The sequence below is a fragment of the Pseudomonas sp. GW821-FHT09D08 genome, assembly GCF_059416305.1.
The window spans coordinates 161,029-174,262 of record NZ_JBWKOX010000008.1; the positions used below are offsets into that span (position 1 = coordinate 161,029).

Sequence of the window (13,234 nt, forward strand, 5' to 3'; positions counted from 1 at the left end):
CCCGGGCTCGACAGTCGCCCTATTCCCGGTCGGCGGAGCTGACATCACACAGGTTCTGCTTACTGGCTGAGCCGACGTACACCGTGATGGGGATCAAGGCTGTCATTCCACAGTTGGAGCACCCGCTCCTTGAGCATCAGCGCCTCGTCCCAACGGTTACTGATATCCCGGCCATCGGCGCCCGTAATGGCGTAAGGCGGTGGTCCCAGCTCACAGGTGAAGGACAGGCTATCGGAGGTGTTTGCCCGGGCCAGCCAGTCCTCGATCCCATAGCGCCACCAGTCCCGACTAGCCAGTTTGCTCGAAAACTCGGGGGGCAACGCCAGGGAGTCGGCAGAATCGGAATTCTATCATCAGGTTTTAAGTGCCCTGCGCTCCAGAGCAACAACCACAGTCGGGCCTCGGCTTTGGCCGTCAGTGCATCTTTTTGGCCATGTTCGAATTCGGGCCCAAGCATCTCTCGCATCGCAAACCACCCTGGATGCTCGAATTTTCTAGCAAGCAAAGCGGCTATTCCCCATGCCGCGGCAGCCCGTTAGTGAGCAGTGCCCGCACTCGATGAGAGTTTTATTGTGAATGCTTCATCATCAGGGCTTGCGACTTCGTCGAATCCCCCCTCGCCACAGGTGTAGAAAAGCGGCCACTACCCTCGCATCGTCAATGCTCTCGCGACGTTGCATGCTGGGTTCAATGGTAGTCCTGAGACGGGTTTTGAGGGCCAAATAATGCCGGGGAAAGTGCCATTCTACAGTGTCATGTAGTGCTGTCAGGTGCCAGACGGGAACTGGGTGCTGGCCCTGGTAGAGTGCCAGCGCGTCTTCGGGGCGGCCCGTGTCGATGGCGGCCCAGGCTGCCAGTTTTAAGCGCAGTTTCTGCCCCCCCCGGACAGCTGCTGGATACGCTCGCCCAGCGGGCGGTCCAACTGCAACAGTCGCGCCGTCTCAACCACGCCCTGCGCGGCGCATTGTCTGGACCGTGCTCTCGGGCAGGGGAGAAACACTGAGCATGCCGCCGTATCGGATTTCCAATGCTGCGCGCGCCAACATTGTCGACATCCTCAGGCTCTCCCAGACGCAGTTCGGCGATCAGACACGCCAGCGCTATCAGACGCTGATCCTCACCGCGCTGCAAGCTATCGCCGGCATACCCTATCGCATTGGCAGCCACGACCGTAATGAGCTTGCGCCGGGCCTTCGCAGCTATCACCTCATTTATTCACGCCAGCAGGCCAAACACTCCCATGGGACGGTCAATAGCCCACGCCATATCGTGTTTTATCGTCTGGCAAACGACGACGTGATCGAGGCCGTCCGACGCCTTCATGATGCCATGGAGGTCCAACCGCACTTGCCAACGACTGATCACCGACCTGGCCCAAAGGCTTAACTGGCCATGAACAGCGAAGGTGAGGCGCCCCCTCTACATCTCAATCTGAGCGCCCAGCGCTGTCGCCCGATTCGGCGAAGCACTGCCACACTACCGAGTGTTGGCGGTCGGAGTGGTCTCGTGCCCTACCATCGACGATGGTGTACCGGAAAGTTGATTTAACCAGGTTCGGCACTTCTCCCCCGCCGTCAGCGCACCACGAGCTCAATCTGCGCACTACCTCCAGCGCATCCTCAGACTCGACGTATTGAATCACGTCAACGTTGAAAGACCGCTTCTTAGGTGTTTTCCCTGGCCAGGCGCCTGGCATTACACGCCTGCTGCCGATGGGCGCGCGGATCAATGCCCCTGGCGATCAGAGCTCTGGCAAAGCTCGCCCATCGCGCAAACCAATTTCAGGATAGGTTCCGAGAGAAATACGGGGTTGCTTACCGCCCAAGAAAAAACGGAAGTGTCAGCACTTGGCGCCTTTCGTATTCACGAAAAGAGCGAGGCCGTTGTAGTCAGGAAGGGTGTAGTCCTTGGCACGAGGTTTGGCGTGCCGGACTGCAGTATCGGTGAGAGCCATCGTACAAACTCCGTCTCGTTTGAATAGAGGAGATTTGTACGGTTTCCAGAGAGAAGAGTCCCACGAAAAAGTGATCTACCAAGCGCCGGATTAATGTACTAAAAAATGTACTAAAAAAACGTGGCTGGTAGTGCTTTCGAGTGGAACTTACTGGAAAGAAAAAAGAGGCCGAAGCCTCTTTTTTCAGTTTCTACAGACCTCAATAGAAGCCTGTAGAACAATAATTGGAGCGGGAAACGAGGCTCGCATCTAGCGTTCTACCCATTGAAATCTAAAAATTTTTAATATTTCATCAGCAGGAATTGACTCATTTTTTGACTTGTTCGGAGGGCATGTCAAGAACGAAAAGAACATAAGTCCAAGTCGCGCTACCGAGTGCTTTCTACAGCCACGTGGAGAAGCAGCTATCAGGCCGTGGGTATCATTTTCCGCAGGGTCGGAGGTGCGTCGATCAGATGTGTTCTCTCGTTTATCGTGGCGATTCAGAAACGACGGCGCCCGGTCGAACACCACTCCAAATATCGAACGCCGCAAAAGCGGCCTCGCCGTCGATGGACTCTTGATGACCATGGTATCGGAGCTCCCCGCACCTAACTTCAGCCAGCAAATTTTCGGCAGCCTGGATCTGGTCTTTCAACGTCATATGGTTACCCCCGATTCTGAATTAAGCGGCCATCTTTGAAGTGAATATTCGTCGTTCAGGCGCACACCAACGAACTGCTGAAAGGTGCGCACGATATCGGCATAGTCGATGTCTTGTGTAATGAAGACGATGCGCGTGCGCCGGTCAGCTGAAGGCCATGCCGGCAGTCGCTGCGGTGAATGAAATACGTGCTGCACACCGTGTACGACCAGCGGTTCTTCAGGACGCTCAACCAGTTGCACAAGACCTTTCACACGCAACAGGTTTTCGCCGCGCATGGACGCCATCAGGTCCAGCCAGTGGACAAGGGCAGCCTCCTCCACCGGTTCATCCAGCACGATGCAATGAGCCCTGATCCGCTCACCATGGCGGTTCACGTCATGATGAGGGTGCCCATGATGGTGATGGCCATCACGGCGTTTCTCATTTGACAGCCAAGCGCCGACGTCGGCCGATTTGCGCAATGGGTCATACTCTTCGGCCCCCAGCACATCGCTGGGGCTGACATTGCCGTCGACCACATATCGTATAGGGGCGGTGGGATTGAGGGCACGTAAACGCGCACTCAGGGTCTCGATCACATCGACAGCCACCAGGTCGGTCTTGGTCAGCAGAAGACAATCAGCCACCGCCGCCTGTTTCACTGCTTCGGTATGACGATCAAGGGTGCCCGCGCCATTGACGGCATCCACCGTCGTCACAACGCAGTCAAGGCGATAGAGCCGAGTGATGTCAGCGTCGACCATCAGGGTGTGCAGCACTGGCGCTGGATCGGCCAGCCCGGTGGTTTCGATGACGACCCGCGTGAACGCGGCGATTTCCCCCCGCTCACGCCTGGCACTGAGCTCCAACAGCGTATCGACCAGGTCACCACGTACCGTGCAACACAGGCAACCGCTGTTGAGTACACGCAGATTTTCACTCACCTCTTCGACCAGCAGGTGATCGATCCCGATCTCTCCGAACTCATTGATGATGACCGCCGTGTTCCCCAACTCGGGAAGATGCAGCAGGTGATTCAGCACGGTGGTTTTCCCGCTACCGAGAAAACCGGTCAACAACGTCACAGGTAGGCGTGAATCGACAACGTCCTTCATGGCGTCTGCTCATACACGATACGGCCTTCGAACCAGGTCGCCAGAACGCGAGTCGCGGCCAGCTCGTCGACCGGGATGTTGAACAAATGACGGTCGAGCACGATCAAGTCAGCGGATTTGCCAACCTCGACTGAGCCGGTCTCGTCTGCGAGACCCATCGCTCGCGCCGGGTTGAGCGTGTAGGCGCGCAACACCGTGGCCAGATCAAGCGCCTGTTCGGGCCAAAGCGCCCCAGGAAACTGCCCGCTGGGATCGCGTCGGGTGACCATGCCCTGAATCCCGGTCCAGGGGCTCGGATCCGGTATCACCGGCCAGTCCGAGCCACCAGCGATCAGCGCACCCGACTCGTGAAGGTCGCGATTTGGCCAATAGTGCTCTGCCCTCTCCTGCGGCACGGTCGCACGAATCGCTTCAATGATGATGCCCGGAAACCAAAGCATGGGCGACAAATCTGCGGCCACGTTGAGCTCGGCGAAGCGCGGTATATCGTCAGGATGGATAAAACTCGCATGGGCAATCTGATGCATCAACCCGGGGCCGTTGAAGCTGCGCACGACCTCAATGGCGTCGAGTGCAGCACGTACAGCGCCATCCCCTGTGCAGTGGATTTTCACAGCGATACCCTGCCCCTCGCAGTCGGATAAAGCACGCGCCAACTGCGGCACACTCAGCAGGGTCGCGCCGCGAAAGCAGCAAGCGTGAAGGGCATCGGGTAGATAGGGTTCCAGCATTGCCGAGGTACGCGTGGTTGGCACACCGTCAAGGAAGATCTTGCCGGCATCGGGGCGGAAATGACGGCTGCGATAGCTATCACGTAGCGCGAACAAGGTTTCGCCCCATTCGCCAGGCGCGAGTGCCGCCTCTACGACGGGCAGCGAACCTACGACCCACGCCGTTAACTGCCCTGAATCGGCAAGCGCCTTGACCGCATCCATCACCGGACGCGACGTGAGTGCTTCCTGCAACCCTGTAATGCCGCAAGCATTGAGTCGACGCAAGGCATGCGCGCCGGCATCAATGTCAAGTTGCGGCGACGATGCGAGCGCCTTGCCCACGGCGGCCTCGACCAGCGATGAAGCCGCCTCCAGCAACAGGCCCGTCGGCTCGCCAGTGGCAGAATCGCGAACGATCTCACCGTTGAGCGGATTCGGCGTGGTGGCATGGATGCCGGCGAGACGCAAGGCAGCGGAACTGGCCCAGCGATTGTGGTGCGAGTCGTCCCTAAGCATTACCGGCCGGCCGCCAGCAGCCTCATCCAAGGCTTTGCGGGCCTCCAACGTCAACTCGCCGAGCAGGCCGCTGCCCCAGATACCGCCGACTACCCAGCCATCGGGCGGCTGCTTCATAGCGGCCTGACGAACCTGCTCGAGCACCTGTTGAAGCGAGAGGTTGGGAGGAAAACCCGTTTCATATAGCTCTGCGCGTCCGGCAAACAGGAAATGGTTATGCACGTCGATGATACCGGGCATGACCATCCGCCCCTGGAGATCGATGACTCGTGCACGGGACGACACTGCTGCACGAACAACGGCCTCGCTTCCCACCGCAATCAGGCGACCGTCACGTATTGCCAGCGCGTCGGCCCATGGGCAATCAGCGTTCATCGTGTAGATGGAGCCATTGAGAAAAATCAGATCCGCATCAGTATTTTGAAAAGTCGTCATAGAAGGTTGGCTCGCAGATATCATCATTAGGAAAAAAGGCTCATGGGCCCCAGGACCAGATCGCTTTTTACACGTCAGGCAATCGAAAAGTCCGACGCGCAGAAGCAGCGCATCACAGCCACTTCAAAAGCTTTGAGAAATACGCAAAGCGAAGGCATAACCTTCGGGACGGTTACGCGCATCAAATTCCTTGTAGGCATGCAGCCAGACAGGTGGCAGCCCCGGTTTGAAGTAGCTCAACGCCGGCCCGATGGCCATGACGCGGGCGCGATGGCCGCCCTCCAGACCGGGGGCGTCGTCATCACTGAACTGGCGGTAGTAGTAACCACCGATACCGGCCGTCCAGGGGCCCACATGCTGCCCTACAGCGAACTCGTGCCGATACTCGACACCGTTTTTGTAATCGGTCGCCTGATTGCGAGTGTTGATGTCCGCTTGAAAGCTGGACGACACCTCGAAGCCGCTGTCGGTGATGTAAGTTGCATTGACGATTGGCGAAAACGCCCAGTGATTCAGGCCTGGCGAGACTAGGCGATTTTTGTCGTAGTCACCGGTGGGAGCCATGATCTGAAACTGCGCATTGATGAACAGATTCGGCGAAAGGTTCCATTGCAGGATCAAGGGCGACATCAGCAAATCTGCCATGCGAAAGGGATCGGCTTTCAGTTGCAGCGGTCCACCCGGGGTCGGCACCTCAAGCGAAGCATCCATCTTGAAGAACGGCACCACGCCGCCAAAACCATAGTTGGCCCCCAGCACAGTGTTATCCGTCATACGTACGTATGCGAGACCGAGGGTCAACACGTCCAAAGAGAAATTGTTATCCAGCGAACGTCCGTGACGATCTTTCTGGGCGTTGGCCGAGTAATAAGCCGTGCGCAGGCCAAGGGTTCCGTTGGGTGTCGCAGGCGGCATCATCCCTGCGCCGAAATCATAAACACCGAACGCAGTGGTCGGTATTCCATTTTCAGTCGCCTCAGCCGTTGCGCAAAGGCCGAGCAGCCCCAGAGCAACCAGCGTATGCCTTCTAACGTTTGATTTATGGTTATGATTCATCGAATGCCCCTCTCACCCAATTGGCGTAGGGGTCATCCTAGGGAGCGGGGACGAGCGAGGGTTATCCAATATCGGCAAAGATTTCAGCGATGAAGCGTCTGCGAAGGCAGCTCCCCGAACATAGCCCGATAATCACCGGAAAACCGACTCAAGTGCCAGAACCCCCAACGTGCAGCGACCTTCTGTACAGAGACCGAAGACGTGCTCTCTCGCAGTTCACGGCGCACCGCATTAAGGCGCAGAGCCCGTAAATAAGCCACCGGGTTGATCCCCAGGGTTTCCTGGAAACAATACTGAAGCTTGCGTCGGCTGGCCCCTATACCGTTGCATAGATCGAGGATCGAGAACGGCTCATCAAGGTGGCTCAGGGCATACTCACGAGCCCGGTCGACCATCCGTTTTCGCGCCGTGGGGTTGAGCGGTGGCGTTTGATCCAGCGCAACAACGTCAAGTAGATGCAACATCACCGCATCGCGGATACCACGGCGAATCGACTCATATCCCAACAGGACATCCCCACTTTGGCCGCCCTCCTGTAGCTCATCGAATAATACTTTAAGCTCGCCACCCACTGTTGAGTCGCCGAGCCGGTAACAGGTGGGAAAATCAGTAATCCGAAAACGACTACCCTGACACCCCAGCACATACTCAAGAGCCTGCTCTTCTATAGCCACAATCAGCACATCCATGGTCTGCGGTATACGTATCTCAGGCAGGTTGTCACCGTGTGCCACCAGCACACTTGGCTCACGAATCAGATGCCCGGAACAATAGACATCACCGTGATTGCTCAGAGGCACGCTGAAGGTAATCGTGCCTTCCCTGGCCGCGCCTTTTTTGGTCATAGCCTGATTAGAGCGGTCGCGGACGAGTTGCATCCAATCAGAACGAAACTCGATCAGCTCTCCCTGGAAGCGACCGGGGCTCAACTGCTCATACCCTATCCGCCAACCACTCAGATTGTGAGCATGTTCATCTATGTCGCTGGTTTGGACTCGATGGAGATAGGATGCCTGTTCCGTCGGGAATCCAGAGATCGTTTGTACCAGGATATTATTATTGTTCATTGGAGAAACCTGTCCGTACTCAAGGCTTACAGGTTGAGGCTTACGCAAGTTCCATTCCGTGTCAGTGACCGCCTGGAAATTGTGCCGAAAATGGATAGCGACCAGCTGCATCGCAGTGTCAGCTTCGGCGCTTGCCGATAGCAATTGAATCTCTGGCCTTAACGGGCAAGCGCTGCTCACGAATCTAAAAAATAATGCGATCGAAGCAGCGACTCACTCGACCCTTTCAGGTCGAGCGAGCGGCCAATGAGATCAATGCTGCCCGGACAGATAGCAATCCAGGAGGTGACGATCTTCAGGGGACTTGAGGCCGGCAAACGGCATGTAAGTGCCGTTCACGTAGGCTTGGGGCTTGGTGATGAACTCTTCGAAGGTTTCAGAACTTCCAGGTAATCCCTTTGTTCTTCATCGCCATCGAGTAGTTGAATCCCTCTGCCAAGCGCCACGATGTGTCGGGTGCAGTCTCGGTATTAAGGTGGCTGGTTTACAACACGTCTGTGGACCACCGTCAGTCATGAAGGATTAATGTCGGATGCAAATGGACTTGGTTTCAGTGAACACATCGAGCCAATCGACACCAAAGTCCCGCCCGGTTCCAGACTGTTTGAAACCACCGAAAGGCATGTTCGCGTCAATCAGCGTGTGGCTGTTGACCCATACCGTACCGGCCTCGATACGGGGTGTCAGGTCCATGGCTGCCGACAGACTGCCAGTCCATAAACTGGCCGTGAGCCCGTAGTCGCTATCGTTGGCCCTGGCCAGCGCCTCCTCGGCATCGGCAACCCGGGTCAGGGTTACCACGGGGCCAAATACTTCGTCGCGGGTTAGCGAGAGACTGTCGTCGGGGTTGATCAGCAGCGTTGGTGGAACGTAAAAACCTTCAGAGTCCGGCCCCCTTGCGCCACTGATCAACTCAGCATTGTGAGTGAGCGCCTCTGCCAGATAGAACTCGATTTTCAGTTGATGCGCTTTAGAGGCAACCGGATTGATTTGCGTGGTCGGGTCCATGCCCGGCCCTACCGAAAGCCCCTTGACCGCGAGTTCGAAATCACCTGCCAGTCGGTCGAACAAAGGAGCCTCTACGTAAATGCGTGAACTCGCAGCACACACCTGACCCTGATTCAGAAAGCTGCCCATCATCAAGCCTTCAACCACCTGCTGCGGGTCGGCGTCCTTGAGGACGATGGCCGGATTCTTGCCGCCCAACTCAAGGGTAATTCGGGTCAGTCGGTCGACGGCGCTGCGGGCAATGCCCTTACCCGTGGCGGTGGAACCGGTAAAACTGATTTTGCTGATCAGCGGGTGGGTGGTCAGGGTTCTGCCGCACACGCTGCCACTGCCTGTCACCACATTGAATACGCCCGCCGGGACACCGGCTTCGGTGGCCAGTTCGGCCATGCGCATCAACGTCAGCGGAGTGATCTCCGAGGGTTTGAGAACAATCGAGCAACCGGCCGCCAGCGCCGGCATCACCTTCCACATGCCAATCATCAGCGGGAAGTTCCAGGGAACAATCCCGGCGACCACACCGATGGGTTCCTTGCGCGTGTACGCGGTATATCGAGCCCCGGCGGGAACAGGGATCGACAGGTCCAGCGTGCGCCCCGATATCTTGGTGGCTAGCCCTGCGGCATAGCGCATCCAGTTCAACGTGCAGCCCACTTCAAAGGCCCGCGACACAGCAATCGATTTGCCTTGCTCCAGGGTTTCCAACTGAGCGAGCTCTTCAGCATGTTGTTCGAGCAAATCGGCATAGCGCAGCAAAATGCGCTCGCGCTCTGCGGGTAGACGCCGGGACCATACACCAGAGCGAAAGGCTTTATGGGCCGATATCACTGCACGCTGCACATCGAACTCATTGGCGTCGACGGTGAAGGCGATCTGAAGGCCGGTTGAAGGGTCGTAGACCGGCAAGGTGCTGGTGGACTGAGCGCTCACCCAACCGCCATCGATGTACAAACCGTGGCTTCTCTTCAAGAAAGAGTTGACCCTGTCCAGTGTCACGACCCTATTTTGATTCATGATCCTTGCCTCGCGCTGATGATTGAAAATAGCTGCACCGCCGCCACTCAACAGTGCTTTGAGTCAGAGCCTAAATCAGCCATTGCGTGTTTGATTTTTCGTCTGTGCCAGACCGGTTTCTATCCCTGCCAATCTGGATTCGGATGGCTGGACCCGCCACCTTTACAGCAGCCTTCTCCTTGAACTCAGTCCCGACTATTCTCACCTTTGATGATCACCAGCCGGGAAAGCTGATTTAGGCACAGAGCAAAAAGCTTCTGGCAAGAATCAAAAAGAAGTCACCCTCCAGCTGTAGCAAAGTGCATACGTGCCTGTCCTCGGCTCGTCTCAAGGAACTCAGAAATGTTCACGTCCGTAGCGCTGTTAAAAAGAAAACCGCTTGCTCAACTCGCGCTGGCCATCACCTTGGGCACGTTCGGCCTGCCTTGCTGGCTGCCAAATGCAGAAGCCCATGGGGCCGCTGCCGAAATGGTGCCTCTGCAATCGACCCTTGAGGAGTTTGGCGCCACGGTCAAATGGGACAACTATGCCAACCTGTTCGTCATTGCCAAGGACGGCGCCTACGTAAAGGTCAAGCCTGACAGCAAGGTGGCAGTGCTCAACGGCAAGCGAATGGAGTTATCCGTACCTGTGGTGTTCAAAGGCAAGACTGCATTCATGTCCAAGGACTTCATCAACCAGGTATTCCAGTCCGGCCTGGACAAGACCTTTGTCGTCGAGACCCGCCCTAACCCGCTCAACCCCCTGAGCGCGGACGAAATCAAGGCGGCGGTGGATATCGTCAAAAATTCCGCCAACTACAAGCCCGGCTTTCGTTTCACCGAAGTTTCCGTCAATGAACCACCCAAGGATCAGGTCTGGAACTTTGTCTATACCGGTCAAAACGTCTCTCAGCCTCGCCAGGCCAATATCGTGGTGCTCGATGGCAAGCATGTAATCGAGGGCCTGGTCGATCTCGACAGCAGGACACTCAAGTCCTGGAAACCCGTCGAGGGCGCTCACGGCATGGTCTTGCTGGACGACTTCGCCACTGTGCAGTCGGCCATTGAATCGAGCCCGGAATACGCGCAAGCACTGGCCAAGCGCGGCATCACCGACGTCAAAAAAGTCGTGGCCACCCCATTGACCGTCGGTTACTTCGACGGCAAAGACGGCCTGGCACAGGACAAAAGACTGCTGAAAATCGTCAGCTACCTCAATACCGATGACGGCAACTACTGGGCGCACCCGATCGAGGGCCTGGTCGCGATTGTCGACCTGGAGCAAAAAAAACTGATCAAGATCGAAGACGAGGCGATCATACCGGTCCCGATGAAGCCAACACCCTATGACGGGCGTGGCCGCAAAGGCACACAGGTCAAGCCGCTGGAGATCATTGAGCCCGAGGGGAAAAACTACACCATTACCGGCAACAGTATTCATTGGCAGAACTGGGACTTTCACGTTCGCCTCGATTCGCGGGTCGGCCCGATCCTGTCCACGGTCACCTATGACGACAAGGGCAAGAAACGCAAAATCATGTACGAGGGCTCGCTGGGCGGAATGATCGTGCCTTACGGCGATCCCGACGTCGGCTGGTACTTCAAGGCCTACCTGGATTCGGGCGACTACGGCATGGGCACCTTGACCTCACCGATCGCGCGCGGCAAAGACGCCCCGGAAAACGCCGTGCTGCTGGACGCCACCATTGCCGACTATACCGGCGCACCGACCTCGATTCCGCGCGCCATGGCCGTGTTTGAGCGCTACGCCGGCCCGGAATACAAACACCAGGAGATGGGCCAGCCCAACCTCAGCACCGAGCGCCGCGAACTGGTGGTGCGCTGGATCAGCACCGTCGGCAACTATGACTACATCTTCGACTGGGTCTTCCAGCAGAACGGGACCATCGGCATCGATGCCGGCGCCACCGGTATCGAAGCGGTCAAGGGTGTGAAATCGAAAAACATGCATGAGGCTACCGCGAAAGAAGACACACGCTACGGCACCCTTCTGGACCACAACATCGTAGGCACCACCCACCAACACATCTACAACTTCCGTCTGGACATGGATGTGGACGGTGAGAACAACTCACTGGTTGAAGTGAACCCGGTGATTGCTCCGAACGACCGTGGCGGGCCGCGGACCAGTACGATGCAGACCGTGCAGCAAGTGGTCAGCACCGAACAGCAGGCCGCACAGAAATTCGACCCCTCGACCGTTCGCTTGATGACCAACTCCAGCAAGGAAAACAAAGTCGGCAACCCGGTTTCCTACCAGCTGATTCCTTATGCCGGCGGTACTCACCCGGTAGCCAAAGGCGCCAACTTCGGCAAAGACGAATGGCTCTATCACCGCCTGAGCTTCATGGACAAGCAGCTCTGGGTGACTCGTTACAATTCGGATGAAAAGTACCCGGAAGGCAAGTACCCTAATCGCTCGGACAAGGACGCAGGGTTGGGGCAGTTCACGAAGGACAACCAGTCCATCGAAAATGCCGATGATGTTGTCTGGCTGACCACCGGCACCACTCACATCGCCCGGGCCGAAGAGTGGCCAATCATGCCGACTGAGTGGGTTCATGTGCTGTTGAAGCCCTGGAACTTCTTCGATGAAACACCCACGTTGCACTTGAACGCACCGAAATAAACAAAGCACTAAAAAGGAGGCTCCAGCGGAGCCTCCTTTTTTGTACTACGTATTTAAAGCCCATCCCCCGAATGCCACAACAATCGTTCAGCGACCATCACTGCATTCAAGCGTGTTGCTTGCGGTATTCCCCAGGAGAGATCCCGAAGCGGGATTTGAACGCCGTTGAGAAGTAGCTCGAGTCGGAAAAACCCCACGAATAACCCAGTGCCGACAGTTTCTGCTCCGTGCCCGATTGGCGCAGGGATTCAGCGCACAAATCCAGACGGCGATTCTTGATGTATCGCGCGACCACCAGCCCCTTCTTGGCAAACATCCGATAAAGGCCACGCATCGATACGCCGACTTCCCGCGCCAGCAATTCAGGGCAGAGGTCTTCCGAACGGATATGATCGTCAATGTAGTCGAGGGTTTTGCGGAAGATTCGCTCATGCAAATCACTGCAGTCATCGGTATGGCTGATAGCCGGGCGCAGCAGGCTGACAACAGCCTCCAGGGTCGCTTCGCTTTCCTGCTGGCTCAGGTTTTTCTGGCGAGTGGCATCCAGTATCAGGTGGCGAGAAAGCACCGCGATAGGTGAAGTCGCTGCAATCCGATGACCGCACTTGACTTGATTGAAGCGCAGGGTCTGCTCAACCAACGGGTACGGCAGAATCAGCGACAACTGCCGCGAGTTCTCGCTGTAGGTGAAGTCGCTGGGGCGTGAAGCGTCAATCAGCGTGATATCACCGGCTGACAGTGAAACCCGATTGTCGCCCTGGGCCATACCGGCAGTGCCATCGAGCTGGAATACCGCAAAGTATTTCCCCCCTTCACCAGCGGCGACTTCCAGAGGTGTGCGGTACAGCCGAGCCTGGCAGGCATCGACAAAACTGAGCTTCAACGCGCCGCTTTGGTATTCCCGGATCTGGCCGGAAAACTCAGAACCCAAGGTTTGCGCATTGAAGGCGCCGCATATCTGATTAATCTGATGGATCCACTGATCAAACCCATCACGGCGATGTGCAGTTGTAGAAATCATGTCAGGTCTCACGCAGGCTTATTTTTATTATCTACGCCAATCCACGATAAATCGGGACGCTTCGGATCTCCTGAACAGC

8 protein-coding genes and 2 pseudogenes are annotated in these 13,234 nt (G+C 56.8%); 2 read left to right on the forward strand and 8 right to left on the reverse strand.

Translation table 11 applies throughout. From position 1 onward, the window contains the following. Window positions 1–59 precede the first annotated feature (59 nt). A pseudogene (locus AC07OP_RS16470) lies at window positions 60–281 on the reverse strand (hypothetical protein); the annotation flags it as partial. Between the two features lie 724 nt (window positions 282–1,005). Here AC07OP_RS16470 and AC07OP_RS16475 point away from each other — a divergent pair. Further along, a complete protein-coding gene (locus tag AC07OP_RS16475) occupies window positions 1,006–1,386 on the forward strand; it encodes a type II toxin-antitoxin system RelE/ParE family toxin (RefSeq protein WP_495101875.1) in 381 nt (126 codons plus the stop codon). A gap of 323 nt (window positions 1,387–1,709) precedes the next feature. Here AC07OP_RS16475 and AC07OP_RS16480 read toward each other — a convergent pair. From AC07OP_RS16480 to AC07OP_RS16505, 6 genes and pseudogenes are all read right to left on the reverse strand, one after another. Next, a pseudogene (locus AC07OP_RS16480) lies at window positions 1,710–1,954 on the reverse strand (Arm DNA-binding domain-containing protein); the annotation flags it as partial. Between the two features lie 639 nt (window positions 1,955–2,593). Beyond that, the gene (locus AC07OP_RS16485) at window positions 2,594–3,694 is read right to left on the reverse strand and encodes a CobW family GTP-binding protein (RefSeq protein ID WP_495101874.1); all 1,101 of its coding nucleotides are present in this window, start codon (window positions 3,692–3,694) and stop codon (window positions 2,594–2,596) included. Continuing rightward, window positions 3,691–5,358, reverse strand: coding sequence for an amidohydrolase (locus AC07OP_RS16490; protein ID WP_495101873.1), 1,668 nt, complete (start codon window positions 5,356–5,358; stop codon window positions 3,691–3,693). Before AC07OP_RS16490 ends, AC07OP_RS16485 begins: the two co-directional genes overlap by 4 nt. Window positions 5,359–5,481: 123 nt before the next feature. Then, on the reverse strand, window positions 5,482–6,414 hold the full coding sequence (locus AC07OP_RS16495; RefSeq protein WP_495101872.1) for a SphA family protein: 933 nt from the start codon (window positions 6,412–6,414) through the stop codon (window positions 5,482–5,484). Between the two features lie 83 nt (window positions 6,415–6,497). After that, a complete protein-coding gene (locus AC07OP_RS16500; RefSeq protein ID WP_495101871.1) occupies window positions 6,498–7,481 on the reverse strand; it encodes a helix-turn-helix domain-containing protein in 984 nt (327 codons plus the stop codon). Between the two features lie 522 nt (window positions 7,482–8,003). Continuing rightward, window positions 8,004–9,503: an aldehyde dehydrogenase family protein gene (locus tag AC07OP_RS16505; RefSeq protein ID WP_495101870.1), complete on the reverse strand. Its 1,500-nt coding sequence runs from the start codon at window positions 9,501–9,503 to the stop codon at window positions 8,004–8,006. A gap of 342 nt (window positions 9,504–9,845) precedes the next feature. Here AC07OP_RS16505 and tynA point away from each other — a divergent pair, with 342 nt between their 5' ends. Beyond that, window positions 9,846–12,134, forward strand: a complete 2,289-nt coding sequence (tynA, locus tag AC07OP_RS16510) for a primary-amine oxidase (protein WP_495101869.1) — start codon at window positions 9,846–9,848, stop codon at window positions 12,132–12,134. Window positions 12,135–12,240: 106 nt separating this feature from the next. Here tynA and feaR read toward each other — a convergent pair whose 3' ends face one another. After that, window positions 12,241–13,155, reverse strand: coding sequence for a transcriptional regulator FeaR (gene feaR / locus AC07OP_RS16515; RefSeq protein WP_493172280.1), 915 nt, complete (start codon window positions 13,153–13,155; stop codon window positions 12,241–12,243). Window positions 13,156–13,234 lie beyond the last annotated feature (79 nt).